This is a genomic window from Bradyrhizobium sp. BWA-3-5, assembly GCF_032917985.1.
GTDB lineage: Bacteria > Pseudomonadota > Alphaproteobacteria > Rhizobiales > Xanthobacteraceae > Bradyrhizobium.
This window is the reverse complement of the sequence record NZ_CP136626.1, coordinates 865561-891104: the sequence shown is the minus strand read 5'-3', so window position 1 is coordinate 891104 and position 25544 is coordinate 865561. Positions and strand designations below refer to the sequence as shown.

At 64.3% G+C, this 25544-nt stretch carries 21 protein-coding genes and 1 pseudogene; 7 read left to right on the top strand and 15 right to left on the bottom strand.

What is annotated here, in order from left to right; translation table 11 throughout:
- The first annotated feature begins 11 nt into the window (after positions 1-11).
- Positions 12-1454, top strand: a complete 1443-nt coding sequence (locus RX331_RS04225) for a PLP-dependent aminotransferase family protein (protein ID WP_317255391.1) — start codon at positions 12-14, stop codon at positions 1452-1454.
- Between the two features lie 134 nt (positions 1455-1588).
- Here RX331_RS04225 and RX331_RS04220 read toward each other — a convergent pair whose 3' ends face one another.
- A complete protein-coding gene (locus tag RX331_RS04220) occupies positions 1589-3916 on the bottom strand; it encodes a mechanosensitive ion channel family protein (RefSeq protein WP_317255390.1) in 2328 nt (775 codons plus the stop codon).
- 195 nt (positions 3917-4111) lie between these two features.
- Complete coding sequence (locus RX331_RS04215; RefSeq protein ID WP_317255389.1) at positions 4112-5092, bottom strand: nitronate monooxygenase; 981 nt, start codon at positions 5090-5092, stop codon at positions 4112-4114.
- A gap of 100 nt (positions 5093-5192) precedes the next feature.
- Between RX331_RS04215 and RX331_RS04210 the strand changes: the two genes are divergently transcribed.
- Positions 5193-6755 (top strand): AMP-binding protein, encoded by a 1563-nt coding sequence (locus RX331_RS04210; protein ID WP_317255388.1) that lies wholly within the window; start codon positions 5193-5195, stop codon positions 6753-6755.
- A 9-nt stretch (positions 6756-6764) separates the two neighbouring features.
- Here RX331_RS04210 and RX331_RS04205 read toward each other — a convergent pair whose 3' ends face one another.
- The 5 genes from RX331_RS04205 to minC all read right to left on the bottom strand — a co-directional run bounded on the left by RX331_RS04205 (position 6765) and on the right by minC (position 12245).
- The gene (locus tag RX331_RS04205) at positions 6765-8819 is read right to left on the bottom strand and encodes an ATP-binding protein (protein ID WP_317255387.1); all 2055 of its coding nucleotides are present in this window, start codon (positions 8817-8819) and stop codon (positions 6765-6767) included.
- Positions 8816-10306 carry an ATPase domain-containing protein gene (locus RX331_RS04200; RefSeq protein ID WP_410708247.1) on the bottom strand — a complete coding sequence of 497 codons (1491 nt, stop codon included), beginning with the start codon at positions 10304-10306 and terminating at the stop codon, positions 8816-8818. The genes RX331_RS04205 and RX331_RS04200 overlap by 4 nt, the downstream gene beginning before the upstream one ends.
- Before the next feature lie 109 nt (positions 10307-10415).
- Complete coding sequence (minE, locus tag RX331_RS04195) at positions 10416-10712, bottom strand: cell division topological specificity factor MinE (protein ID WP_317255385.1); 297 nt, start codon at positions 10710-10712, stop codon at positions 10416-10418.
- On the bottom strand, positions 10709-11524 hold the full coding sequence (gene minD, locus RX331_RS04190) for a septum site-determining protein MinD (RefSeq protein ID WP_317255384.1): 816 nt from the start codon (positions 11522-11524) through the stop codon (positions 10709-10711). Before minD ends, minE begins: the two co-directional genes overlap by 4 nt.
- A gap of 19 nt (positions 11525-11543) precedes the next feature.
- Positions 11544-12245: a septum site-determining protein MinC gene (minC, locus tag RX331_RS04185; RefSeq protein WP_317255383.1), complete on the bottom strand. Its 702-nt coding sequence runs from the start codon at positions 12243-12245 to the stop codon at positions 11544-11546.
- Between the two features lie 603 nt (positions 12246-12848).
- On the opposite strand from minC, the gene RX331_RS04180 reads away from it, so the two are divergent.
- Both RX331_RS04180 and RX331_RS04175 read left to right on the top strand, forming a co-directional pair.
- Entirely contained in the window at positions 12849-13412 is a 564-nt protein-coding gene (locus tag RX331_RS04180; RefSeq protein WP_317255382.1) for a hypothetical protein, read from the top strand.
- 66 nt (positions 13413-13478) lie between these two features.
- On the top strand, positions 13479-15047 hold the full coding sequence (locus tag RX331_RS04175) for an ABC transporter substrate-binding protein (RefSeq protein WP_317255381.1): 1569 nt from the start codon (positions 13479-13481) through the stop codon (positions 15045-15047).
- Between the two features lie 53 nt (positions 15048-15100).
- On the opposite strand, the gene RX331_RS04170 is transcribed toward RX331_RS04175, so the two are convergent.
- The 8 genes and pseudogenes from RX331_RS04170 to RX331_RS04135 all read right to left on the bottom strand — a co-directional run bounded on the left by RX331_RS04170 (position 15101) and on the right by RX331_RS04135 (position 20658).
- Positions 15101-15874 carry a thioesterase family protein gene (locus tag RX331_RS04170; RefSeq protein WP_317255380.1) on the bottom strand — a complete coding sequence of 258 codons (774 nt, stop codon included), beginning with the start codon at positions 15872-15874 and terminating at the stop codon, positions 15101-15103.
- Positions 15875-16073: 199 nt separating this feature from the next.
- Positions 16074-16729 (bottom strand): annotated as a pseudogene (locus RX331_RS04165) (SDR family NAD(P)-dependent oxidoreductase).
- A 126-nt stretch (positions 16730-16855) separates the two neighbouring features.
- Complete coding sequence (locus RX331_RS04160) at positions 16856-17824, bottom strand: nitronate monooxygenase family protein (RefSeq protein ID WP_317255379.1); 969 nt, start codon at positions 17822-17824, stop codon at positions 16856-16858.
- Between the two features lie 159 nt (positions 17825-17983).
- Positions 17984-18532 carry a hypothetical protein gene (locus RX331_RS04155; RefSeq protein WP_317255378.1) on the bottom strand — a complete coding sequence of 183 codons (549 nt, stop codon included), beginning with the start codon at positions 18530-18532 and terminating at the stop codon, positions 17984-17986.
- Positions 18533-18595: 63 nt separating this feature from the next.
- Entirely contained in the window at positions 18596-18916 is a 321-nt protein-coding gene (locus tag RX331_RS04150; protein ID WP_317255377.1) for a hypothetical protein, read from the bottom strand.
- Between the two features lie 114 nt (positions 18917-19030).
- On the bottom strand, positions 19031-19612 hold the full coding sequence (locus RX331_RS04145; protein WP_317258007.1) for a YqaA family protein: 582 nt from the start codon (positions 19610-19612) through the stop codon (positions 19031-19033).
- 63 nt (positions 19613-19675) lie between these two features.
- The gene (hisE, locus tag RX331_RS04140) at positions 19676-20140 is read right to left on the bottom strand and encodes a phosphoribosyl-ATP diphosphatase (RefSeq protein WP_317255376.1); all 465 of its coding nucleotides are present in this window, start codon (positions 20138-20140) and stop codon (positions 19676-19678) included.
- 122 nt (positions 20141-20262) lie between these two features.
- Entirely contained in the window at positions 20263-20658 is a 396-nt protein-coding gene (locus RX331_RS04135) for a hypothetical protein (RefSeq protein ID WP_317255375.1), read from the bottom strand.
- Between the two features lie 243 nt (positions 20659-20901).
- On the opposite strand from RX331_RS04135, the gene RX331_RS04130 reads away from it, so the two are divergent.
- The 3 genes from RX331_RS04130 (at position 20902) to RX331_RS04120 (ending at position 25505) form a co-directional block, all read left to right on the top strand.
- The gene (locus RX331_RS04130) at positions 20902-21978 is read left to right on the top strand and encodes an ABC transporter substrate-binding protein (RefSeq protein WP_317255374.1); all 1077 of its coding nucleotides are present in this window, start codon (positions 20902-20904) and stop codon (positions 21976-21978) included.
- 127 nt (positions 21979-22105) lie between these two features.
- The gene (locus tag RX331_RS04125) at positions 22106-23884 is read left to right on the top strand and encodes a glucan ABC transporter ATP-binding protein/ permease (protein ID WP_317255373.1); all 1779 of its coding nucleotides are present in this window, start codon (positions 22106-22108) and stop codon (positions 23882-23884) included.
- Positions 23885-24092: 208 nt separating this feature from the next.
- Positions 24093-25505: a D-alanyl-D-alanine carboxypeptidase family protein gene (locus RX331_RS04120; protein ID WP_410708113.1), complete on the top strand. Its 1413-nt coding sequence runs from the start codon at positions 24093-24095 to the stop codon at positions 25503-25505.
- The last annotated feature ends 39 nt before the right edge of the window (positions 25506-25544 follow it).

Sequence of the window (25544 nt, the reverse complement as noted above, 5' to 3'; positions counted from 1 at the left end):
TAGAGCCAGTTATGGATGACCTGCTGCCCGGCATGCTGCATCTGGCGCGCGACGGCGAGGAGACGCTGACGCGCCAGCTCACCGACCAGCTGCGCGGCCTCATCACCAAAGGCCGCCTCGCACCGGGCCAGCGCCTGCCGTCGAGCCGTCAGCTGGCGCAATCGCTCGGCCTGTCGCGGAACACCGTCTCGTTTGCGATCGAGCAATTGTCGGCGGAAGGCTACCTCACCCTTTCCGCCGGGCGCCGCCCGGTCGTGGCCGAAGGCCTGTCGCTCGATCGGCGTAAGAGCTCGCCGCGAAATAGTCGCGCCGGAAGCGAACGGATAAACCTGTCGGCCTGGGCGAGCAGCCTGCAGCGGTCGGTCTGGCCACCGATTCACAAGGAGCGGCCCCGGCCGTTTCAGCCGGGCTTGGCGGATGAGCGTGAGTTTCCGCACGATGAGTGGAGCCGCTGCCTGCGGCGCGCGGCGCGGAATGCGCCGTTACGCCGCGGTCGCCCCATCAACCACCCGCCGCTGCAGGAAGCCTTGCTCCGGCATCTCGCGGTTCACCGCGGGATCAAGGCCAAAGCTCGCCAGATCCTATTCGTGCCCACGGCGCAAGCCGGACTGGCACTGGTCGCCAATGCGCTGCTCGAGCCTGATGATCACGCCTGGGTCGAAAGCCCGGGCTATGCCGGCGCCAACGTCGCCTTTGAGGCCGCCGGGGCCATTATCTCGGCCATCCCGCTCGACGCGCATGGCATGACTATCGCCGCCCGCAAGGAAACGCCCCGGCTGATCTTCGTCACCCCGTCGCACCAGTACCCGACCGGGCGGCTGATGCCGATCGGCCGCCGCCTCGAACTGCTTCGTTTTGCCGAAGCCGCGGGCGCCTGCATCATCGAAGACGACTATGACGGCGAATTCCATTACGAGGCCCGCCCGGTGGCCGCGCTGCAGGGGCTCGCGGCATCACCGCGCGTGTTCTATCTCGGCACCTTCTCGAAGGCGACCTATGCGGACATTCGCATCGGCTACATCGTCGTGCCGGAAGCGCTGATCGACATCTTCGAACTCGCGCAACGCCACATGGGAAGCTTGACGCCGATCACGATGCAGGATGCGCTGGCCGAATTCATCAGCGCCGGCGCCTATCTCGGACACATCAGAAAGATGACGCGCCTCTACAAGGGACGGCGCGACCGCATGCTGCAAGCGCTCGCCGCCGAGGCCGGCGACCGCCTCACCGTCGAAACCCCGGCCGGCGGCATGCAGCTATTGGCAAGGTGCCGCCCCCAATCCAACGATCAGCAATTATCGGCGCGGCTGCTCGAGGCGGGTGTCGTCAGCCGGGCGCTGACGAGCATGCTCTACCACAGAAGCGGTGAGCGGGGCCTGTTTCTGGGCTTCGCTGCGTGGAACGACAAGGAGATCGACCAGGCCGCGCGCATTCTCGGACAGATCCTGCGATGAGACGCGGTTAGCCGAACTGGGGCGTGCTCACAAAACTCGCGCCGATCCACGAGCGGTAATGCTCTAACTGATCCTAAGATTTGCGTTTGGCCGTCGGAAGCGGACATCTACGCCTTTATCGTACCTCGCCTACCCTAGCCGGCCGCCCGCCTCGGCATGGCGTCCGGAGCGATGTCGGCCGGCGCCGGCACCTGCATCAGAATGGTTTGACTGGTGGGCGCGATCTCGACGCCGCACTCCTGGAATCGCCGCTTCATGCGGCGGTTGAATTCGCGCTGCACCGGCCAGCGGCCGGCATCGGTGCAGCGGATCTGGCCGACGATCGAGGCCATCGAGCCGTCGACCTTGTCGACGCCCCACAATTCGAGATCGCCGCGGATCAGGTACTGGAACTCCGCCTCGCGGCGCATCTCGGCGACGATGTCCTTGAGGATCTGGCCGGCGCGGTCGGTATCCTCCTTGTAGGAGACGTTGACGCTGACGGCCGCATTGCCGGCGCCGCGGCTTGAATTGGTGATCGTCGTGACCGCGCTGAACGGCACGACATGCACCGAACCGTCGCCGGCGCGCAGGCGAAGGGTGCGGATCGAGACGTTCTCCACCACACCCGACAGGCCCGACAGCGTGACGGCATCGCCGACCTGCACGGTGTTCTCCAGCAACAGAAACAGCCCGGTGATGAGGTCCTGCACCAGCTTCTGCGAGCCGAAGCCGATGGCAATGCCGACGATGCCGGCACCGGCGAGCAATGGCGCGACGTTGACGCCGATTTCGCTGAGCGCGGTCAGGCCGACGACGGTGACGATCACGCCAAGCAGCGCCGTGCGCAGCATCGGCTGGAAGGTGCGCAGCCGCGCCGCGCGCGCGTATTGACCTTCGCGCGACAGCGCGTTGATCTTGCGGTCCAGCATCGCGTTGCTGATCTCCCAGACCGCGGCCGCCGCCAGCGCCGCGGTACCGACGGTCGCCACCGCCGAGAGCAAGCGGCTGCCGATCTGCCCGCCATAGAACCAGACGATGGCGTCAACGCCCCACACCTCGAGCAATGCGACCAGGCCGATGAAGGCAATCACGGCGGAGACGATGTTGCGCAGCAGCGGCAGATAGCGGTTGGCGCGGGCCTCAAGGCCCGGGAAGCGGCGCGAGAGATCCGGGCTGATGCGGAAGCCGCGGTCGATCAGGCTCAATACCAGAATAGTAGCGAGGCGTGCGATCAGCACGACCGCAACGGTGCCGACGAAATATTGCAGCAGCAGCGAATAGCCGTTGCGGATGTTCAGCGCCCACACCGCCCACAATGCAAGATCGAGCGCGATCGCAAGCAAATGCCAGAGGCCGGCGACGCGGTTGCGTATTCTTGCTGCAAGGCCGTCGCGGCCGACCGGCGCGCGGATGGCGTCGGCGACCGGCCGTCGGCACTGCAGGATGACGACGACCACAAAGAGATGCACGACCAGCATCACCAGGCGGAGCAAGGCGGCATAGCCGGCGCGATGCAGGCCCAGCAGCAGCGCCACATTGGCGAAAGCGATGCCGGAGACGGCAACCGTCACGATGCGCCGCGCCCAGATCTCGATATAGGCGGCGGTCTCGGCGCGAATGCGAAACAGGCCGAAGGGTGAAGCCAGCGCCCGCACCACGCAGATCAGCGCGCGCGACAGCGCGTAGGCATTGACGACGGCAAGGATCACGAGGCGGGTGGTGGCGAGATCGCCGATCCCGGTGCCTAGCAACAGCGTAGCCATCCCGATGAAGACCAGCACCGGGAGCAATTCGAGCAGGAGACGTACGAGTACGAAAGGCAGCCGCACCAGCGACTGCCAGGTGCGCGCCAGGCTGAGCCGCCGCTGATGCTGCGCGGGTGCCGTGGCGACGTCAGCCAGGGACGACGGCGGATCGGCCAAGGGAAGCGTCTGCACCGGCGCCTGCGCCGCCTGCGGAAGTCGCGCTTCCAATAGCGCCACCGGCCGTTTGATGAGGTGGAAAACCAGCCACTCCGCAGCGAAGGCGCAGAGAAACACCAGTGCCAGTTTCCAGGCGATATCGAGCAGCTGCTGATAGGCGGAGGGATCGTTGGCGGTTCGCCAGAACCAGTAATAGAACGCCCGATAATGCGTCAGCGTCCGCGCCACGTCGGCGACCTCACGCGAAATCTCGCCGACCTGCTCGGACACCATGAGCAGGAGCTGTGCGCCAAGACTGTCGGCCGTCAGCGGCATTGCGGATTTCGGATCGGCTTGCGCTTGCGGCGAGGCATTGGCGACGACACGCAGCGTCTCGATCACCTGCGCGCGCTTCTTGTCGTCGGATAGCGTGTCGAGTGCCCGCTTCGCCTGATCGGCAGTCAGCGCCTCCGCGTTGTTAGCCGCAGGCGTTGGCGGCGCCGCGCCTTGCTGCGCGAAAGCCGGGAAAGCGTACAGAGCAAGCGCCAGCAGGATCGAGGAGAGCAATTTGTGCGACACGAGGGCCTCGTCGAATAAAACGCGCCCGCCGGCAAAACTGGAACAGTTTCACCTTCGAGCGTGCGTCATGTCGGAAGGCCTGTTTTCGTCGCCATCATGTGTCGGAAGTTTGCCACTCGGACGGTATTCTCTTGGCATTTGCGCTGGATCGCGGGAACCTACGAAATCGCAGCGAAATGATGGAACGCGGCGCGCTCAGCCCAACCTTATGCGCGCATCGGCGGCCTGATATTCTGCACGCGTGCGCGCGATCATTTCGTCGGCGGCCAGCACTTCCGTCACGCCGGAGACGGAATGGCCCGCGCTCCAGATATCCTTCCAGCGCTTGGGACGGCTCTCGCGTGTACCGATGTCGATGTCCTGGCCGATATCGATCGCGCCGCGCGCCGGCAGATCATCCGGGTCGAGCCCGGCTTGCTCGATCGAGGGGCGCAGCATGTTGGTCTGCAACCCCGTAAACGCCGACGTCAGCAGGACATCGTCGGCGCTGCTGGCGGCCAGCATCTCCTTGTATCTGGCATCTGCCATGCTCTCGCGCGTCGCGATGAATTTTGTGCCCATATAGGCAAGGTCGCAGCCGAGCGCCTCGGCGGCGCGAAGGGCATGGCCGTCGATGATGCCGCCTGCCAGCACCAGCGGTCCATCGAAGATGGCACGCACCGCCCGCACGAACGCAAAGGGATTGAGCCAGCCGGTCTGGCCGCCCGCGCCGGCCGTCAACAGCACGAGCCCGTCCGCGCCGGCGGCAATGGCGCGTTCGGCATGGCGGATCGAGGCGATGTCGGCAAACACCAGCGCGCCGGCATCGTGCAGCGGCCCTATGACGGGCGCCGGCGAGCCGACCGAGGTGATGACCATTTCGGGGCGATGCCGCAGCAGCACCGCTAGATCCTTCGACAGCCGCGCATTGGAGCGATGCACGATCAGGTTGGCGCAGACCGGAGCGGCTTGCTTGCCGCTGGCATCGGCGTGCTGCTGCAAGCGAGCTTCGATTTCGCTGAGCCATGCATAGAGTTGTTCCGTCGTACGGCAGTTCACCGTCGGAAACGAGCCGATCACACCGTTGCGGCAGGCGGCCACCACGAGCTCTGTGCCGGAGACGAGAAACATCGGCGCCGCGATCAGCGGCAGGCTGAGGCGGTGGCGAAAGCGCGCGAGAACATCGACGGATGGCAAAGCGTTTATTCCCGGCTTGAGCAGCGTGATCGTTGTGATAGCGTTGGTTGTTAAGATTGGCACGACCGAAGGCCAATTACAAAACAGGCGGGAGAGAACAATGAGCAGTGCGCTGTACGCGTTTCCGGCGGTGGGTGAGCAAACCTTGCGGGCGCTGGCGCGTTACCCCGAGCGAACGGCGTTCGCCTGGGCGGGTGGATCGCTCACCTATCGCGGCGCGACCGACATGATCGGCCGCATCCAAAGCATCTTCATGCAGCTCGGCTTTGCGCCGGGCACCCGCGTCGCCTTTCTCACGGCCAACCGTGCCGACACCTGGTGCGCCGGGGTCGCCGCGCAATTATCGCGGTTTGCCATCACCTGGCTGCATCCGCTGGGGTCGCTGGATGACCAGCTGTTTCAGCTCGAGGATTCCGAAGCGCAGATGCTGATCGTCGACGGCGTGACGTTCCGCGATCGCGGCGGCGAGCTCGCCGCGCGTGCCACGGGGCTCAGAACCGTCTTCACCCTCGGCCCCGCCGGCTACGGCGCCGATCTATTGCAGGCGATCGAGACCGCCGGCACCGCCACCGCGCGCAACTTCGCCCTATCGGACGATGTCGCTACCCTCAATTACACCGGCGGCACGACCGGCAAATCCAAGGGCGCGCTGCGCCATCACCGCAACATTGGCGGCTTCGCCAATGCGATCCTCGCCGATTTCGAAATTCCCGATACGCCACGCTATCTGGCGGTGGCGCCGATCAGCCACGTCGCAGGAACCAAGGTGCTGCCGACGCTGATGCGCGGCGGCACCGTGCACATGCTGAAAGGCTTCGATCCCGAGGCGGTGTTCAAGACCATCGCGCGCGAGAAGATCAACTTCACCCTGTTCGTGCCGACCATGATCTACGTCATGCTCGATCATCCCGCGCTCGACGGGACTGACCTCTCCTCGCTCGAACTGCTATTGTATGGCGCTTCCGCGATGTCGCCGAGCCGGCTGGTCGAGGGCATCGAGCGGATCGGCCCGGTGTTCTCGCAGCTCTACGGCCAGACCGAATGCTATCCAGTCTCCGTGCTGCGCAAGGCGGACCATGATCCCAAGATGCCGGAGCTGTTCCTGTCCTGCGGATTCCCGATCGCCGCCTGTCAGGTAAAGATCATGGACAATGACGACCAGGAGGTCCCGACCGGCGAAGCCGGCGAGATCTGCGTGCGCGCCACCCATGTGATGACCGAATATTGGAGGCGGCCGGACATCACCGCGGAGACGCTGAAGAGCGGCTGGCTGCACACCGGTGACATCGCCCGCGTCGACGAGCGCGGCTACATGTTCATCCTCGATCGCAAGAAGGATATGATCGTCTCCGGCGGCTTCAACATCTTTCCGCGCGAGGTCGAGGATGTGCTGTCGCAGCACGCCGATGTCGCGATGGTCGCCGTGGTCGGCGTTCCCGACGACAAATGGGGCGAGGCCGTCACCGCCGTCGTGGTGCCGCGCGACGGCGCCAGGCCGAACGCAGATGAACTGATCAATCTGGTGAAGGCGAAGAAGGGCTCGGCGCATGCGCCGAAGCAGATCCAGTTCGTCAGCGAGCTGCCGATGACCGGCGTTGGCAAGGTCGACAAGAAGGTGCTGAAGGCCGGCTTCTGGACCGGCCGCGAGCGGATGGTGGGATAGGCTACCGGGTCAAGCCAGCAGCTGTTCGACCCGGTCACGCAACTGGTCCTGATGGTACGGCTTTGCAAGGCGCGGCAGATCGAGCTGCGTCCCTTCGGGCAGGTCCGCATAGCCGGTCGCCAGCAGGACCGGCAACGAGGGTCGCACCTGGCGGGTGGCGGCCGCAAGCTCAATGCCGGTCATGCCGGGCATGACGTGGTCCGTCATCAGGAGGTCGATAGGCTGCTCGCTCTTCAGGATATCGAGGGCATGCACCGCCGAGTTGGCCTCGATCACGCGGTGGCCGAGGTCCTCCAGCATTTCCACCGTCGACATCGCGATCAGCGGATCGTCATCGACAAACAAGATCACCGCCGAGCGCTTGACCTGTTGCGGCGCTGCTGCCGTGCTCTCGATTTCGGGCTCCGACGTCGCAACCGGCAACACCATCGTGGCCGCGGTGCCCTTGCCGACTTGACTGGCGAGCTCCAGCGTGCCGCCGAGCTGAACGACAAGTCCATGCACCATGGATAGGCCCAAGCCGGTGCCCTTGCCGAGCGGCTTGGACGAAAAAAACGGTTCGATGGCCTTCTCCAGGATTTCCGGGGGCATCCCGCTTCCACTGTCGACCACGGAAACCTTCAGATAGGTACCAGGCTTGAGCACCGGGTCGTTCTGCACCTCATGCTGGGCAACCCTGATCTCGATCGACCCGCCGTCGGGCATCGCGTCACGCGCGTTGATCGCAAGATTGAGGATTGCCAGTTCGAGCTGGTTGGCATCGATCCGGGCCGGCGGCAATCCTTCGGGTAGATCAAGCCGCAAGTCGATGCGCGGCCCCAGCGAGCGCTCAAGCAGATTTCCCATGCCCTGGATCAGCGCACGGAGATCGACCGGCACGGCGCGCAGATCCTGCTGCCGCGCGAAGGCCAGCAGCCGCTGGGTGAGCGAAGCGCCGCGCTCGGCGCCCTGCAGCGCACCGTCAACCAGCCGCTGCAGGCGCGGATCGTCGGGGAGGCGTTTGCGCAAGAGGTCGAGATTGCCCATCACGGCCATCAGCAGATTGTTGAAATCATGCGCGATGCCGCCGGTAAGCTGCCCGATGGTTTCCATCTTCTGGGCTTGGCGCAATTGCTCCTGCGCCTTTTCGCGCGCGGCGACCTCCTTCATCAGATCGGCAGTGCGCTCCTCGACGCGCTGCTCGAGCGTCGCCGTCAGTTCCGCAAGCGCGCTGCGCTCGGCGGCCAATTGCTCCAGCAAATTCTCGCGATCGATCTCCGCGGTCTTGCGCGGGGTGATGTCGGAGCAGACCCCGACGAGGGAGGCGACCTCACCATCCGGGCGCCGCACCGCGCAGGCCCGCACATCGACCCAGTGCTCGGAGCCGTCAGGCCAGATGACGCGATATTCCAGGCTGTAGTTGCTGCCCGCCTCAAGCGCCTGGTCCAGCGCCTGTTGGCGGCGCGCCCGATCATCCGGATGCACGGCGTCGAGCAGATCGCGGTAGGTGAAGGTCTCGCCCGGACCGCGGCCGAAATAGGACTTGCAGGTATCAGAAGCCTCCAGCTCAAAATCCGGCAGGTGCAGTTCCAGCGCGCCGAGATGCCCGGCGCTCATCGCGGTCTGCAGCAGGTTTTCGCTTTCGGTCAGCTCATCCAGGATCGCACGGGTCTGGTACTGGCGGCGCCTGCCTCTGACCGCGGAGCCGACGATGCTGACCAGCGTAGTCGGATGAAACGGACGTTCGAGGAAGGTGACGTTGCCGAGCAACTTGGCGAGCCGCGCCGCATCCGGATTACGCTCCGGCCCTCCGCCCTGGCGCGTCAACAGCACGACGGGAAAATCGGACCAGGATGGTTGACCATTCAGCCAACTGACCAGCGCACGCAAATCCGCCGTCTTGATTGCCTCGTCCGCAATCACGGCCAGACCTGCCCCCTTTACGATATCCTCCACAAGGGCCGCCAGATCGGGGCAGATGCTTGCATAGTACCCGGCTTCGCCGATCAACGCCGCCGCAACGGACGCATCGCGCCCGTTGGGCGCGAGGATGAGCGTCCGTTCTGACGACGGGCCGGGCTTCACGGCTGCGGCTCTTGCAGCAGCGGCTTGTCTTCCCCGACATAGACAGGAACGCCGCGCAACACGCCCTGGAAGCTCACCAGCGGCGCACCGATCGTCAGTCCGCCATGACCGATGCGGTATTCTCGTATCGTGCCCTCGTGTGCGCCGGTGCGCTTCTTGATAATCGATATCGCCCGCCGTACGGCGCCAAGCGCCTCGAAGTAGCGCAGCAGGATCACGGTATCGGCCAGATACGTCACATCCACTGGCGCCCGCATGTCGCCGACCAGGCCATGCTGCGCCACCGTCATGAACGTCGCAGCGCCGCGGCGGTTGAGATATTGCAGCAATTCATGCATGTGCAGGATCAGCGAGTTCTCCGCCGGCATCGCCGCCTGGTAGCCGTTGAGGCTATCGATGATCACCGTCTTGATCTTTCTCTGATCGACGCGCTCTCGAACGCGGTGGGCGAATTCACCGGGGGACAGTTCGGCGGCGTCGACCTGTTCGATCAAGAGACTGCCCTGGCGCTGCATGGCTTCGAGATCGATGCCGACGCCTTTGAGGCGGCCGAACAGCAATCCCAGCTCTTCGTCGAATATAAAGAGCGCCGCTCTTTCGCCTCGCGCGACTGCGGCACAGGCGAACATCAACGCCACCATCGATTTTCCGGTACCGGAAGGGCCTAGGATGAGCGTACTCGATCCCGCCTCGATGCCGCCGCCGAGCAGCCTGTCGAGTTCGGCAATTCCGCTGGATATCTGGTCACGCAAGGTATTTGTGCGGAATTCCGAGGCGACCAGTCGCGGAAACACGTTCATTCCGCCCGTGGTGATGGTGGAATCGTGATACCCGCCACGGAATTTGATGCCGCGATACTTGATGATGCGGACACGCCGCCGCTCGGCTCCATAGTCCGGAGCAAGTTCCTCCAGGCGGATGACGCCGTGCGCGACGCTGTGCACGGTCTTGTCGACCGATTCAGCCGTGAGATCGTCCAGCAGCATGACGGTGGCGCCGAATTTCGCAAAGTAATGCTTGATGGCCAGGATCTGCCGCCGGTATCGCAGCGAGCTCTGCGCCAGCAGCCTGATCTCGGAAAGGCTGTCGAGCACGACGCGGCTGGGCTGCGTCCGTTCCACGGCCGCAAAAATCTGCTTGGTGGCCTCGCCGAGTTCAAGGTCCGACGAGTACAGCAGGCTTTGCTGCTGCTCGGAATCGAGCAGGCTCTCGGGCGGCAGCAGCTCGAATACCTCGATACCACCGAGGTCCCAGCCATGGGAGGTCGCGCCTTGCCGCAGCTCGCGCTCGGTTTCCGACAGGGTGATGTAGAGGCCTTTTTCGCCGGCCTTCGCCCCTGCCAACAGGAATTGAAGTGCGAGGGTGGTTTTGCCGGTCCCGGGCGCCCCTTCGATGAGGAAGACGTGCTCCCGGGAAAACCCGCCTGAAAGAATATCGTCAAGTCCAGAAATTCCGCTGCTCGCCTTGCCGGCAGCTGCTTCGGCCATAGTCATGGGGACCCCCTTCCGGGGGTATTAATTCGTGACGTTCCCCACGGTTCCACTGCGGATGGAACCCAGTTGGCGCCGGACCCGGTCCAGCACCACGAGCTGAAATTCAGCCCGCCATGCGACGCTCGGCGGCCATCTTCGCTTTCTCGAAATCATTGGGGACTTCGATGTCGACCTCGAGCGTAGAGACGGTCTTGCCCCGATCGAGCTTGACCATGACCTTGTCGGGATCGAGCGCCACGTGCTTGGACACCACGGCGAGAATTTCTTCCCGCAGTGTGACCAGGAGATCGGACTGGCCGAGCAGCCCGCGCTCATGCGCCAGCAGGATTTGCAACCGCTCCCGGGCAACCGGGGCTGTCGCATCGCGGCCGCCGAACAGCCGCAACAGCCTCAAGGTCATGCAGCCCTCCGTCCCAGCAGCCGATCCATGAAGCCCTTGCGCTCGGCCGGCACCACCATGGGAATCTGCTCGCCCATGAGGCGGCGCGAAGCAGCGATATAGGCGCGGGCCGGCGCGCTTTCGGCATTGTTAAGCGTGACCGGCGTGCCGACGTTGGAGGCCTTCAACACGTCCTGGCTCTCGGGAATGATGCCGAGCAGGGGTGTCGCGAGGATCTCCAGGATATCGTCGATGTTGAGCATCTCGCCGCGCGCGGCGCGCGCCGGGTCATAGCGGGTGATCAGCACGTGCTTTTCCACCCGCTCGCCGCGCTCGGCCTTCACTGTCTTGGAATCGAGCATGCCGATGATGCGGTCGGAATCGCGCACCGATGACACTTCGGGATTGGTGATGATGACGGCCTCGTCGGCATAGCGCATGGCAAGCGTCGCGCCGCGCTCGATGCCGGCCGGGCTGTCGCACAAGACCCAGTCGAAGCGCGACCTGAGCTCCTCGACGACGCGGCCGACGCCCTCTTCGGTCAGCGCGTCCTTGTCGCGGGTCTGCGAGGCCGGCAGCAGCCAGAGATTATCCAGCCGCTTGTCGCGGATCAGCGCCTGCGGCAGCTTGGCCACGCCCTGCACCACGTTGATCAGGTCGAACACCACGCGGCGTTCAGCGCCCATCACAAGGTCGAGGTTGCGCAAGCCGACGTCGAAATCCACCACCACGACGCTTTGCCCGCTTTGCGCAAGCGCCGCGCCGAGCGCGGCCGTCGAAGTGGTCTTTCCAACGCCTCCCTTGCCAGAGGTAACGACCAGGACCTTGGCCATACGTGATCTCCTTAGCCGGTTAATTCAGCGGGGTAATTTTCATGGTGTCGCCCTGCAGCCAGGCTTGCGCCGGGCGGTTGCGGAGCGAGATGTCGATTTCTTCAGCGGTCTGGTAGTAGCCGTCGATGGCGAGAAGTTCGGCCTCAATCTTCTGGCAGTAGATCCGTGCCGACGAATTGCCGTTGACGCCCGCCATCGCGCGGCCGCGCAGCGTTCCGTAGATATGGATCGACCCGCCGGCGACGATTTCCGCGCCCGAGCCGACCGAACCCAGCACCGTCACATCGCCTTCCATGAAGACGATGGACTGACCCGAACGCACCGGGCATTCGAGCAGCAGCGAGGTCGGCTTCGGTTTGGCCTCCGGTTCGGCCTTCTGCGTCGGCTCGCTGCGCGTGATCACGCAGGCGCGGCCGCCGGTCAGCAGCGGCGGCATGTTCTCGGCGAGGCGCTCCTCATCGACGCCCTCGATGCCGAGCACGCGAATGTTGCGCTCGCCGAGGCTGCCGAGGAGATGGGCGATGGCGGAGGAGGAAAGGTCGACGGCGGAAAGGTCGAGCACGATCGGCTTGCCGACGAAGTAGCCCGGCGAGCGAGCCAGCGTCGCGTCGATCTCGGCGAGCCAATCCACGATCGGTACGACGGGGCTGAACACGAACGCGACGTAGGAGCGGCCGCGCAGCCGAACCAGTTGACGCGTGGGATCCGCTCGGACGTCCATGATGTTCGACTCGCCTTTCCTTATTGAAAGGTTAAGAATCGACCAACTTGGTTAACGAGTAATTAACGGGAATTTCTCGCGGAAACCCGCATTGCGCGCAGAAAACGCGCGAAACGGATGGCAAATCCGGCGTATTTGCGGCCAATTCCAGCTACGAATCGAGGCGAACGGGCATTAAAGCCTTTTAAAACAGAGGTCCGCGCGGTTGTAGTTAACAAGACCTCAACTTACTTTCGTCACGTTTCCGACCTAAATTTGTCCCTGCGGGCCTCCAACAAACTTATGTGTGCTGGCCGGATGTGCGGTCCGGACAGCTCATTCCGTCGGGCAGACGGACTTGCCGGCAGGGGAAAATAGGCAGTGGAAGCCGTGGGGATGGAGTCGTCGCGAGATCATGTCTCGCAGACAGGTGTCGTCGAAAACAAGGATGACGCCCCACAGACCGATTCAAATCTTCCAACCAAGCTAGGCGATGGGTGGGCGGAGGCGGATTCCTCCGAACACTTGCTCCATGAGCTTGAGCTCCTGTCCGATACGTCCGCAGCCGTTTCGCCGCAAACCAATCCGCCGGATCATCCGACGAGCGACACGAGGAGTAAGGGTATGAGTAGTGTGAGTGAGCAAGACCACATCAATCCCCGCGATCCGCTGTACTACGCGCCGCGCTGGCTACGTGAGCGCTCGGCCTCCCAGCGCAACGGCAGCCCCGCAGAGACGTCATTCTCTCCGACCTCGTTCGATACCCAGCTCGAGAGCGCCGTCTCCAACGCGCTGCGCCATCCGCTCGATCCCGAGGTGATGGACGAGCCCGACCTGGAATCGAAGAAGGCATTGTGGAGCGTTGCGGCGCGCTTCGCCGCCGCAATCGGCGTCGCGGCGCTGGTGGCGCTGTTCTTCGTGGCGGCAGTGCCCGGATCGCGGCAAAACAACGATGGCGAGCAGGCCCAGGCGCAGCCGTCGGCGCTCTCCGGCGTCGCGCAGTCGATCAAGAGCGCGCTGGCCACCGAAACATCGCAGAAGCCGGCGATCAACGAATTCCAGTCCCTTCTCGCCTCCACGCCGCCGAGCGCTCCGGCCCAGTCCGAGCAATCCAACCAATTGCTCCAGCAATTCATGCAGTGGCGCGAGAAGCCGGATCAGGCCGCGCCGCAACGCGCCAACCCATGATCCTGATGGAGGAATGACTATGTCCGGGGACCGACTTTCCGCCATCTTGCGTTCAAGGAGCCTGCCATGACCTCGCACCGCATCACCTTGCTGGTCGGGGCCGTGCTTTTCGGCCTCGCAGGCACCGCCCAGGCTGCCAGCGACATTGGGATCGTGCGCGACCTCGCCAGTCGCGTCGGACCCGTGATCGGCTCGGCACAGGCGTGCCGCGACATCGCGCGCCCACGCATCCAGACCATCGTCGACAAGTTCACGCAGGTGATCCGGGAGGCCTCGTCGAACGAGGCGGAGCGTTCCGACCTCACCCAGACGTTCGATCGCAGCGTCGCGGACGGGCGCGCTGCCATCACCTCTGGCCGGATCGACTGCATCCGTGCCGACCGTCAGCTCGCCGATCTCGAACGCTCGATCGCAGGGCCGAGCCTCTCCAGCGTCATCGGCCCCTCGCCCGCCGCCGCGGCGACCGCCGCACAGGCCGCGACCGCACCCACGGCCCCGGTGCCGGCCGGTCCGCTGCCGCGCGGCATCAGCGAAAAGGAAATCCGCTTCGGCATCGCCGCGCCCTTTTCCGGCTCGTCCCGCGAGCTCGGCCGGCAGATGAAGCTCGGGATCGAGACCGCTTTCAACCGCATCAACGATGCCGGCGGCATCGACGGGCGAATGCTCAAACTGTTCGCCGCCGACGACGGCTACGAGCCCTCGCGCACGCTGGACGCCATGAAGCAGCTCTACGAAAAGGATCAGGTGTTCGGCATCGTCGGCAATGTCGGCACGCCGACCTCGGCGGTTGCGATCCCCTATGCGCTCGAACGCCGGATGCTGTTCTTCGGGGCGTTCACCGGTTCCAACATCCTGCGCAATGATCCGCCGGATCGCTACGTATTCAACTATCGCGCCAGCTATGTTCAGGAAACCGACGCGGTCGTTCGCTACCTCGTCAAGATACGCCGGCTGCAGCCGCGCCAGATCGCGGTCTTTGCGCAGCAGGATTCGTATGGCGATTCCGGATTTGCGGGGGTCGCGAAGGCGTTTCGTTCCATGGGCGCGAACGACAGCGCCATTCTCAGGCTCAACTACGCGCGAAACACCGTCGACGTGGACGATGCGATCAACCAGTTGAAGCTGGCGAAGCCACCGATCAAGGCCGTGGTAATGGTGGCAACCTACCGGGCCGCGGCGCGCTTCATCGAGAAGACGCGCGACGCCTATCCCGGCTTGATCTACTCGAACGTCTCGTTCGTCGGCTCCACGGCGCTTGCCGAAGAACTGAAGCTGCTGGGGCCGCGCTACACCAACGGCGTGATCGTGACGCAAGTGGTGCCGGCGGTGTCGGGCTATTCTTCAGCCGTGCTCGAATACAAGAATGCACTCGCCAAGTATTTCCCGGGCGAAGCGGCCGACTACGTTTCGTTCGAAGGCTATGTCGCCGCCAACGTGCTGATCGCCGGCATCAAGCGGGCCGGACCTCAACTCGACACCGAAAGGCTGATCGACACGCTCGAGACGATGCGCAATCTCGACCTCGGTCTGGGCACCCAGCTGAGCTTCGGCCGCTCCGAGCATCAGGCCTCGAACAAGGTGTGGGGCACGGCGCTCGACGAAAGCGGGCGTTACCAGGCGCTCGAACTCGAATGATCGAAGAGCCGCGATCCCTGTGATCGCGGCTCTTGACGTCCGATTTCTGCAGATCAGCGCTTCTCGATGACGAGGCTCTGAACGGCGCGGCCGAAATAGCCGCTGGCGTCGGCGAGCCGCGCCATCGCGAGGCCTGCGCTGTCGGGACCGATCCAGGTCTCGGCGTCGACCAGGATCCAGTCGCCGGCCGGCTCACGTGAAAAATTCACGGTCAGGTCGGCGTTGAGAAAGGTCCATTCGCGGAAATCCAGCACCGGCGAGGTGCCGTTGCAGAAATCCGCCGCTGCCATCGCCCGCATCGCCTGCGACAGTACGGCACCCTCGACGATCGGCCGGTCGACGCGATACCAGATCGCACCAGGACCGGGCGAGCCGAACCGGCCGCGCGCAGCGCGCAGCGACATGCCGGTGACGAATGGCGAGGAGGAAAAATCGACAGCCTCGACGCGCGATTGATCCGGCGAGGGGAGATCGGCCGGCGGGATGATCGCATCGGGCGGCAATTCCTGGCTCTGCATTTTGATCTTGAGCACGGTGGCGGCGACCACCACGACGCCGTTGGCGAGCAGCCTGACCGCGCAAAGCTGGATCTTGCGTCCCTCGCGCAAGACTTGGCTCTCGATTCTGAGCGGCGCCACCGGCACGGGACGCATCAGATCGACGGTCACGCGGGCGATGCGCATCGGGACCGGCGGCCGAATTCGCTCCGCGGCCCACACCACCAGCGCCGCCGGCGGCGAGCCGTGCTGCATGCTCGGATGCCATGGTCCCGCGGCAAAGGGGCTGGTGACGACGTCGTTGCCGTCAACGCGAAAGATAGCTTCCATCGGCTGGGAGATCCTGTCGATCAAACTACACGCTTCTTGCCTGCTCGGAGCGGCTGAGTCGAGCCTGCCGCAGGCAGGACGCCGTGCGCCATCCGCAGGGTCGGGCCAATGCGCGAGATTGCTTTGTCACATTCAGCCGTCATCCCGCGAAAGCGGGGATGACGACTGAATGTTGTGGTCTCGAGAGCAGAACGGCGCGTCAAATGAACGCCATGCCGCCATTGAGCACGATGGTCTGCCCGGTCATGTAGTCGTTGCCGAGCACCATCATGACCGCCTGCGCCACCTCGCTGGCCTGCCCCATGCGGCCGAGCGGGATGTTGCGAGCGAGATCCGTCCGGCCGCCCATCATGTCGGTTGCGATCAGCGATGGCGCCACGGCGTTCACCGTGATGCCTTCCTTGACGAGGCGCGCCGCATAGCCGCGCGTCAATCCCTCCATGCCGGCCTTGGAGGCATTGTAGTGCGGGCCGATGGCGCCGGCGCCGCGCGCGGCGCCCGAGGAGATGTTGACGATGCGGCCCCATTTGCGCGCCCGCATCGCCGGCAGCACCGCCTGCGTGCACAAAAACGCCGATTTGAGGTTGACCGTGATGGTGCGGTCGAAATCGTCCTCGGTGAGATCGTCGACGCCGCGCACGATGGCGACGCCGGCATTGTTGACGAGAATGTCGATCGGCCCGAGCGCGGCGGCGACCTGTTCGACATGCCGGCCACCGCCACGCCCTGCGACACGTCGGCTGCGACCGCGATGGCGCGGCCGCCGCCCGCCTTGATCCCGGCGACGATCGCATCCGCATCGGCAGCGCGCTCGCGGTAATTGACCGCGACCGCCGCGCCGGCCTCCGCCAGCATCCGCGCAACCGCTGCGCCGATGCCGCGAGATCCACCCGTCACCAGCGCGACATGCGTGCTCAGATCCTGTCCGGCCATGTCAGATCCTCCGTCGCCTTCACGACGGGGCGTATCCCGCAAGAAGCATCACAATGCGGGATCGACCGCCTCGTCATATTCCTTCTTGAACCGCGCGATCAGTTCGGCTGCCGGCACCACCTTGCCGATGCCGCCGATGCCCTGGCCGGAGCCCCAGATCTCCTTCCATGCCTTCGGCTTGCTGCGCTCGCCGGAGGCGTCGGTGCCAAAGCTCATCTTGGAGGGATCGGAGGTCGGCAGATCGTCGGGATTGAGACCGGCATTGACGATCGACGGCTTGAGGTAGTTGCCATGCACGCCGGTGAACAGGTTCGAATAGACGATGTCTTCGGCCGACGACGCGGTGATCATCTGCTTGTAGCCCTCGACCGCGTTGGCTTCCTGGGTCGCGATGAAAGCGGAGCCGATATAGGCGAAGTCGGCGCCGAGGATGCGCGCGGCGCGGATCGCGCGGCCGTTGGCAATCGCCCCCGACAGCGCGATCGGTCCGTCGAACCAGGCGCGCGTCTCCTCGACGAAAGCGAGCGGCGAGATCGTGCCGGCATGACCGCCCGCGCCAGCCGCGACGAGAATGAGGCCGTCGGCGCCCTTCTCGATCGCCTTGTGCGCGAATTTCTGGTTGATGACGTCGTGGAAAACGATGCCGCCCCAGTTGTGGCAGGCCTGGTTGAGATCCTCGCGCGCGCCGAGCGATGTGATCAGCATCGGCACCTTGTGTTTCTCACAGACCGCGAGGTCGTGGTCGAGCCGGTTGTTGGACTTGTGCACGATCTGGTTCACCGCAAACGGCGCCGACAGGCGATCCGGATTGACCTTGTCCCAGGCCGCGAGTTCTTCCTTGATCCGCGCGATCCATTCGTCGAGCAGCGAGGCGGGGCGCGCATTCAGCGCCGGAAACGATCCGACCACGCCGGCCTTGCACTGGGCGATCACCAGATCGGGCACGGAGATGATGAACAGCGGCGATCCGATCACGGGTATCGATAGGCGGCCCTTGAACAGCGCGGGCATGGACATAGAGGGGCGATCCTTTGGTTATTCAGCCAAGCGGCACGGCTTAAAGATATGCCAGACGTCATACCAACCAACAAGGCAATCTTTCCAGTGTCAAGTATTGCGTTTTGACGCTGGCGGCGATGCGTTTGCGCATGATCTCCGCGGCCGTTCGGGCATGCGCTACTGGCAGAGCGCCCGCGTCACGTAATTTTCCGTCTTGCAGTCACCGGGCTGCCGCTTGTAGCCGGGCAAGTATACTTTCGGCGAGCACTTCTCGGCCGCATCGCTATCGAGGCTCTTGCCTTCCTTGTAGCCCTTGCTCTGGCACAGCCGGTCGGCGCCGGCCTTGCAGTCCGGCGCGCCATTGGCTGCCACCAGACACGCCGCCCGTCCGCTCACCATGATCGAAGGCCTTGCGAGGTTCGACAGGCCGCCGCTGTTGTCCTTGGCGCCCGGATTGAGTTCCTCGAGAGCCTCGCTCGGGCTCTTCAGTGGTGGCAGCAGCGATTTGGATTTCTCGAACAGCTTTCCGATTTCGTTGATCAGGCCCGGATTCTCCTCGCGCGGCGGCGGCTCGATCTGTTGCGGGGCCGACTGGGGCGGCAGCGGTTGCTGGACTGGCGACTGCACGCCGAGCGACGGCGCCGGCGCGGCCTGGGGCCATGCGACTCCTGTCGTTGCCCCGAATACCCAGAGGCCAGTAAGGCCCGTCGTGAGGTGTGTCCTCAAATACATTTCAAAGGCTGAGTGGCTCCCAAGCACAGCAATCCCGAATTCAGACCATCCGATCGATCAGAAACGCGGATACTCGACTTTCCACCCTGTCGCGGCATAGAGACGGTCAAAGTTATCATCCAGACCTGCCGTCATTCCATACGAAGTCTGCTCGATCCAGCGAACGGGCTGTTCTGCCACGAAGTAGAACTCAACTGTACCGCCGCCTGCGCGCTGGAAGTACCCATAACGGCGCGGAAAAGGAACATCCTCACCGAACACGAACAGCCAGACTCGCAACCAGATCGACATCTGCTTACGCGACCAAGCTATACCGGGAGGCTCTTCCGCCTCGTATTGAAACTGGACGCCCGGAAACGCCACAGATAAGCGAACCATTACCTCTTCTTCAGAGCCCAGAGGCCCCCTGTCGGGGCGTCGAATGATCCCGCGCAGAGACATGTCGATCTAAGCGTAACCTCATACTTGGGGCTTCGCCAAGCCGCTTTAGTACTAGACCAACTTGAACGCGATGTAGAAGCCGAGCACCAGAACGACCGCCCCGATCGCGACCCACAGGCCGAGGCGTTTTTCCAGTTCGCTCCGGACCAGGTCGCCATAGCGGTTGAGCAGGACCGCGACCACGAAGAAACGGCCGCCGCGCGCCAGGATCGAGCACAGGATGAACAGCCAGATATTGTAGCCGGCAAAGCCCGAGGTGATGGTCACGAGCTTGTAGGGGATCGGCGTCAGCCCTTTCAGCAGGATGATCACCGCGCCCCATTCGGCATAGGAAGCGCGGAAGGTCTCGACCTTGTCACTGAGGCCGTAGACGGTGATCAGCCAATGCCCGACCGAATCGTACAGCAGCGCGCCGATCCCGTATCCCACCACGCCGCCGGCGACGGATGCGATGGTGCAGACGGTGGCAAACCACCATGCCTTCTTCGGCCGCGCCAGCGACATCGGCAGCAGCATGATGTCGGGCGGAATCGGGAAGAACGAGCTTTCTGCAAAAGCGACCGCCGCCATGATCCAGAGCGCATAGGGCTTGTCGGCGGCGTCGATGCACCAGTCGTAGATCCGTTTGAGCATGCGCGCATGAACCATCATGGAGCGGATTTGTCCATGCCGTAAAATCAAGGATTTTGATGGGATTTAGTGCCGCTTGCGCGAGGAGCGGCCTTCCAGCGCGACAATTCGCCGCCGAACCGCAGGCGCCGCCGTCCCCTTGGGCAGCGACTTGTTGGGCAGCGCTTTAGGCAGTCCCTTGGCAGGCGCAGGCTTGCTGGCGAGGGCCTTCGGCATTTTGGCCTTCGGCAGCTTCTCGGCGATGCCGAGCATATCCTCGCGCCGCTCCATTTCGCGCCAGACGTCCTCCGGCTTCACGCCGGCCGATGCCCACAGAACCGTCAGGTTGTAGAGCAGGTCGGCGCTTTCGCGGACCACCGCGTCGGCCTTGCCGTTGACAGCATCGATCACGACTTCGATGGCTTCCTCGGCCAGCTTCTTGGCCATCTTGGAGGGGCCTCGCTGAAACAGCCGGGCCGTACGCGACGTTGCCGGATCGAGGTCCCGGGCCGCGAGGACAGCCTGATAAAGCCGTTCGAGCGAATCACTCATCCTGCCAACCTAATGCAAAGCCATGCCGAGCGTGTTAACGATCGAGCCTGCAACCATAAAAAATCCACCGGCCGGACGGCCGGTGGATTCATCTTTAATGGTCTCGATTTTAGCGGGCGCGTTTACCAGCCGCCGTAATACGGGCTGCCATAGTAACGGGGCCCGTAATAGTACGGCGCCGGGCGATGATAATAGGCCGGTCCGCCATAGTAGCCGTAGCCGTTGTCATAGTAGTAGTCGCGGCGGTTCTGGGCGGCCGCGATCGCAATCCCGGTGCCGACGATGCCGGCAAAGGCCGCCGCTGCCGCCGCGCCACCACCGCGATAGTGCCGACGGCGGGCGCTGATATCGGTGGCGTCGCTGGTCCCGGTCGAGACCATAACTCCCTTGCCCGACGTCGACGTTGCGGAGCCGGCAAAAGCCATCGACGGCTGCACGGCCGTCAGCGCCACCGCGACAACCGTCGCCACCGCGCCGGCCCGGCCAATCGATGAAAAGACACCTGTTCGCGCAAACATCCTGCACATCCTCCGTGGAAGCTGGCCCCGATAGGCCTCAGATAGCTAACCACGCAGCGGATACTAGGTTCCCGAATCCGAACGGCAGCTGAACGATCCCAGGCAAAATCGTGGCAGTCATCGACCGTTCAGGTTAGATGCTGCAGAATACCTCTGCCCACGGGCAAGAAATGCCGTCGTTGATGTCATCAAGCTGACGTGACCGGCGCGTCAACTTGTCCCACCTCATGCTGATGTAGCCTCATGCGTGCGATCAGGACCAACGCCATCCGCTCTCGTTTGAGCGTTCTTCTGGCTTTCATGGCGAGCCTGTGCGTGGTTGCGGGTCTTACGGCAAGCAGCGTCCTGGCCGCGGACGAACCCCGCCCACCGCTTGCGATCCAGTTTTCGCTCGATCGCCCGATCGACGCCGCGGCGGCGCCGTTCGTGATGGCCACCACGGGCGGGCTGTTCAGCGCCGAAGCGCTCGCCGTCACGACCAACATTGCGAGCGGATCGTCGGACGCCATTGCGCGCGTCGCGGCCGGCAGCAGCGACTTCGCCGTGGTCGACATCAACGCTTTGATGCGCTTTCGCGACAAGGACAAGCAGGGCGGGCCTAAGATCAAGGCCGTGTTCGTGCTGTTCAACCAGGCGCCCTATGCCATCATCGCCCGCAAAAGCCGTGGTGTCCGCGCGTTGACGGATATCGAGGGCAAGACGCTCGGCGTCGCCGAGGGCGACCTCTCCGTCCGGCTGTGGCCGGCGGTGGCCAAACAGAACGGCATCAACATCAAGAGCGTGAAGCAGAGCAGCATCAGCGCCGCGGTGCGCGAGCCGATGCTGTCAGCCGGCCAGGTCGACGCCGTGACCGGCTTCTCCTATCTCTCGGCAATCAACCTGCGGGACCGCGGCGTGCCGGCCGACGATCTGGCGGTGCTGAGGTTCGCCGACTATGGCTGCGAGGCCTACGGTTTCGCTGTCATCGTCAATCCGGCGGTGGCGGCCAGCAAGCCCGAGGCGGTGAAAGGGTTCGTGCGCGCCGTGATCGGCGGGTTGAACCTGACGATCAAGGACCCGGCCCGCGCCGCAGCCGAAGTCGCAAGCCGCATGGACGGCGGCTCCAAGGATCTCGAACTGGAACGCCTGCAAGCCATCCTGCGCGACAACATCCTGACCAGCGAAGTCAGGCGGAACGGCATCGGCGCGATCGATCCGGCGCGTTTCGAACGCTCGATCGATCAGGTCTCCGAGGACTTCAAGTTTCAGAAGCGGCCACAGATGTCGGACATTTTCGACGATCAGTTTTTGCCGCCACTCAACGGTCGCTTGATCAACTAGGCGAACGCCTCCCGGGAGAGGCGCCCTCCGGCATGACCGCATCAAAAATCATCCCGCTCTGGTTCTCCACCGCCATCCCTGATTAATATGGTGGTCGCCGATCGCTTCCATTTGAGTCCTTGCCCGCATGTCCATGCTTCGCCTTTACACCCGCGTCCTCGAACTGCTCGGCAAGGAGGCGAGGCTGGGCTGGATTCTCGCCGTCGCCAATTTGCTGCTCGCCGGCGCGCAATTCGCCGAGCCGGTGCTGTTCGGCAAGATCGTCGACGTGCTCTCCGGTAAGCCGCAGACCGGGCCGCTGGCCACGAACTCGGCCTGGCCGCTGCTGGCGGCCTGGGTGGCGTTCGGCCTGTTCACCATCGCATGCAGCGCCCTTGTCGCGCTCCATGCCGACAAACTGGCGCACCGCCAGCGCCAGGCGGTGCTGACCGACTATTTCGAGCACATCATGCAGCTGCCGCTGACCTTCCACACCGGCACCCATTCGGGACGGCTGATGAAGGTAATGCTGAACGGCACCGATGCGCTGTGGCGGCTCTGGCTTGCCTTCTTCCGTGAGCATTTTGCAGCAATTCTCTCGCTGGTCGTGCTGCTGCCGCTGGCGCTCTACATCAACTGGCGGCTGGCGATCCTGCTGTTCGTGCTGTGCGTGGTGTTCACCGTTCTGACCACGTTTGTCGTGCGCAAGACCTACGGCATGCAGAGCGACGTCGAGGCGCAGTACAGCGACCTCTCCGCGCGCGCGTCCGACGCGCTCGGTAACGTCGCGCTGGTGCAGAGCTTCGTTCGGATCGATGCCGAAGTGCAGGGCCTGCGCTTTGTCGCCGACAAGCTGCTCGCCGCGCAGATGCCGGTGCTCGGCTGGTGGGCGCTGGTCACGGTGATTACGCGCGCCTCTACCACCATCACCGTACTCGCGATCTTTACCGTCGGCATCTACCTGCATCAGCGGGGAGAGACCACGGTCGGTGAGATCGTGATGTTCGTGAGCTTTGCGACCATGCTGATCCAGAAGCTCGAACAGGTGGTGAGCTTCATCAACAGCGTATTCATGGAAGCGCCGCGCCTGCAGGAGTTCTTCGACGTGCTGGATGCCGTGCCGGCCGTACGCGACCGCCCCGGCGCCGTCGACACCGGGCGGCTTTCCGGCCTGGTCGAATTCCACGACGTCTCGTTCTCCTATGACGGCAAGCGGCCGGCGGTCGAGGACGTTTCGTTTACCGCCCTGCCCGGCCAGACCGTCGCCTTGGTCGGCCCGACCGGCGCCGGCAAATCGACCGCGATCGCGCTGCTCCACCGCGCCTTCGATCCGCAATCCGGCATCATCAAGATCGACGGCATGGATATCCGCGCGCTGAAGCTGACGGCGCTGCGGCGGAACATCGGCGTGGTGTTCCAGGAAGCGCTGCTGTTCAACCGCTCGATTGCGGACAACCTTCTGGTCGGCAAGCCCGATGCGACCGAGGAGGAAATGCGTGTCGCCGCCAGCCGCGCCCAGGCGCTCGACTTCATCGAGCGCAGCGAGAAGAAGTTCGACACCCATGCCGGCGAACGCGGCCGCATGCTGTCCGGCGGCGAGCGGCAGCGGCTGTCGATCGCCCGCGCGCTGCTCAAGGACCCGCCGATCCTGATCCTCGACGAGGCGACCAGCGCGCTTGACGCCGTCACCGAGGCCAAGGTCAATGCCGCGCTCGACGAGGTGATGAAGGGCCGCACCACCTTCGTGATCGCACACCGGCTTTCGACCATTCGCAACGCCACCCGCATCCTGATGTTCGACGACGGCCGGGTGATCGAAAGTGGAACTTTTGATGAACTGGTGGCCAAGGGCGGTCGCTTCGCGGAACTCGCGAAAGCCCAGTTCATGGTGCAGGAGAGCGCACGCGCCGGGGTAGAGGTCAAATAGCGCAGGGCTGCCGCCCGGTTTCAGATACCGCCGAACTTGCGCCTTTTTCGTCCACCATTTAGTTGACAGGCCTCTGTTCTGGATCGGCAAGCCGGTATAGGTTTGCGCCCAGCCGCAACGCGACGGCGCCGGACACGCTTGAAACCCGAACGCTAGATCTAGAGGACCTCCTTTGCGAAGGCGGGTCTCAGAGGACCGGAACGGAAAAGTGCATTTTCTTCGCCCGCTGTTTCGCCATTCGTCGATAGGCTGGATCTTCGTCGTGGCGGCGCTCGCCGTCGTGACGCCGCGCGCGGCGCAGGCCGAGGCGCTGCTGCTCGTCGAGGCCGATACCGGCAAGGTGCTGCAGGCCGACAATGCGACCATGCCCTGGTATCCCGCCTCGGTGACCAAGATCATGACCGCCTATGTCACGCTGAAGGCGGTGAAGGACGGGCGTCTCACGCTCGATACCCTGCTCACGGTGTCGCCGGTCGCGGCCGCGGAATCGCCGTCCAAGATGGGTTTTCCTCCGGGCACCCAGGTCACCGTCGACAACGCGCTGAAGATGATGATGGTGAAGTCGGCCAACGACATGGCGGTCGTGCTTGCCGAAGGCGTCGGCGGATCGATCGACGGTTTCTCCGCGATGATGAACCAGGCCGCGCAAAGGCTCGGCATGACGCAGACGAGCTACGTCAATCCGAACGGCTTGCCGGCGGACGGCCAGATCACCTCGGCGCGCGATCTCGCGATTCTGGCGCGTGCCGTCATTCGCGACCTGCCGGAATATGAATACTTCATGCACATCCCCTCGATCCGCTACGGGCGCAGGGTGACGCAGAATTTCAACAAGCTGATCGGGCGCTATCCCGGCGCCGACGGCTTCAAGACCGGCTTCATCTGCGCGTCCGGCTACAATCTCGTTGCCTCGGCGACGCGCAACGGCAAGCGGCTGATCGCGGTGGTGCTCGGCGCCTCCTCCGGGCAGGCCCGCGCGGTGCGCGCGGTGCAGATGATGGAGCGCGGCTTCGGCGGGGGTGGGCTCGGCTGGCTGAAGCCGGCGCTCGGCACCGTCGACAATCTGGTTCCGATCGATGCAACGCCGCCGAACCTGCGCGATGAGATGTGCAACGGCAAGCGCAAGCGGCCGGCCACCGACGAGGATGCGGATGTCATCGCTAGCAACGGCAACGCTTCGACCGGAGAGAGCGCGGTGACCTTCTTCACGGCGGGGCTGCAGCCGCCGGTCAAGCCGGCGGACATGCTGGCTGCCGCGCCGGAGCCCTCCGAGCCCGTTCCGGTCTATACCGGTCCGACCAAGACCGGCGCCGCATTGATCGCGGCCGTCGCAGCCGAGGCCGACAAGCAGGCGTCGGCCAGACGCGGCAAGAAGTCGAAGATTGCCGCGAAGAAGCCTGGCGCGGCGGCGCCCAAGACGGAGGCCAGCGCGACGCCGGGCGCCAAGCCTGCGACCGTCCGGCACGCCAACGCCAAGCCCGAGGCGGCTGCCAAGCCGGCCACTGCTGCCGAGAAAAAGCCTGCCGCCAAGCCCGCGGCCGTCGGCGACAAGCCCGTGCCAAAGCCGGCCAAGCCGAATGCCGCCGCTAAACCCAAAGGCGAAAACAAGCCGGCTGGTTAACGGGCCACGAAGCCCCGTAAACAGGCAGTTTTCCTGCCA

What these genes read in the sequence shown, in the direction of transcription:
- RX331_RS04225 (WP_317255391.1), top strand. Translation starts at nt 12, where the DNA reads ATGGATGACCTGCTGCCCGGCATGCTGCATCTGGCGCGCGACGGCGAG.
- RX331_RS04210 (WP_317255388.1), top strand. Translation starts at nt 5,193, where the DNA reads ATGAGCAGTGCGCTGTACGCGTTTCCGGCGGTGGGTGAGCAAACCTTG.
- RX331_RS04200 (WP_410708247.1), bottom strand. Translation starts at nt 10,306, where the DNA reads ATGGCCGAAGCAGCTGCCGGCAAGGCGAGCAGCGGAATTTCTGGACTT.
- minE (WP_317255385.1), bottom strand. Translation starts at nt 10,712, where the DNA reads ATGACCTTGAGGCTGTTGCGGCTGTTCGGCGGCCGCGATGCGACAGCC.
- minD (WP_317255384.1), bottom strand. Translation starts at nt 11,524, where the DNA reads ATGGCCAAGGTCCTGGTCGTTACCTCTGGCAAGGGAGGCGTTGGAAAG.
- minC (WP_317255383.1), bottom strand. Translation starts at nt 12,245, where the DNA reads ATGGACGTCCGAGCGGATCCCACGCGTCAACTGGTTCGGCTGCGCGGC.
- RX331_RS04180 (WP_317255382.1), top strand. Translation starts at nt 12,849, where the DNA reads ATGAGTAGTGTGAGTGAGCAAGACCACATCAATCCCCGCGATCCGCTG.
- RX331_RS04175 (WP_317255381.1), top strand. Translation starts at nt 13,479, where the DNA reads ATGACCTCGCACCGCATCACCTTGCTGGTCGGGGCCGTGCTTTTCGGC.
- RX331_RS04170 (WP_317255380.1), bottom strand. Translation starts at nt 15,874, where the DNA reads ATGGAAGCTATCTTTCGCGTTGACGGCAACGACGTCGTCACCAGCCCC.
- RX331_RS04160 (WP_317255379.1), bottom strand. Translation starts at nt 17,824, where the DNA reads ATGTCCATGCCCGCGCTGTTCAAGGGCCGCCTATCGATACCCGTGATC.
- RX331_RS04150 (WP_317255377.1), bottom strand. Translation starts at nt 18,916, where the DNA reads ATGGTTCGCTTATCTGTGGCGTTTCCGGGCGTCCAGTTTCAATACGAG.
- RX331_RS04145 (WP_317258007.1), bottom strand. Translation starts at nt 19,612, where the DNA reads ATGCTCAAACGGATCTACGACTGGTGCATCGACGCCGCCGACAAGCCC.
- hisE (WP_317255376.1), bottom strand. Translation starts at nt 20,140, where the DNA reads ATGAGTGATTCGCTCGAACGGCTTTATCAGGCTGTCCTCGCGGCCCGG.
- RX331_RS04135 (WP_317255375.1), bottom strand. Translation starts at nt 20,658, where the DNA reads ATGTTTGCGCGAACAGGTGTCTTTTCATCGATTGGCCGGGCCGGCGCG.
- RX331_RS04130 (WP_317255374.1), top strand. Translation starts at nt 20,902, where the DNA reads ATGCGTGCGATCAGGACCAACGCCATCCGCTCTCGTTTGAGCGTTCTT.
- RX331_RS04125 (WP_317255373.1), top strand. Translation starts at nt 22,106, where the DNA reads ATGTCCATGCTTCGCCTTTACACCCGCGTCCTCGAACTGCTCGGCAAG.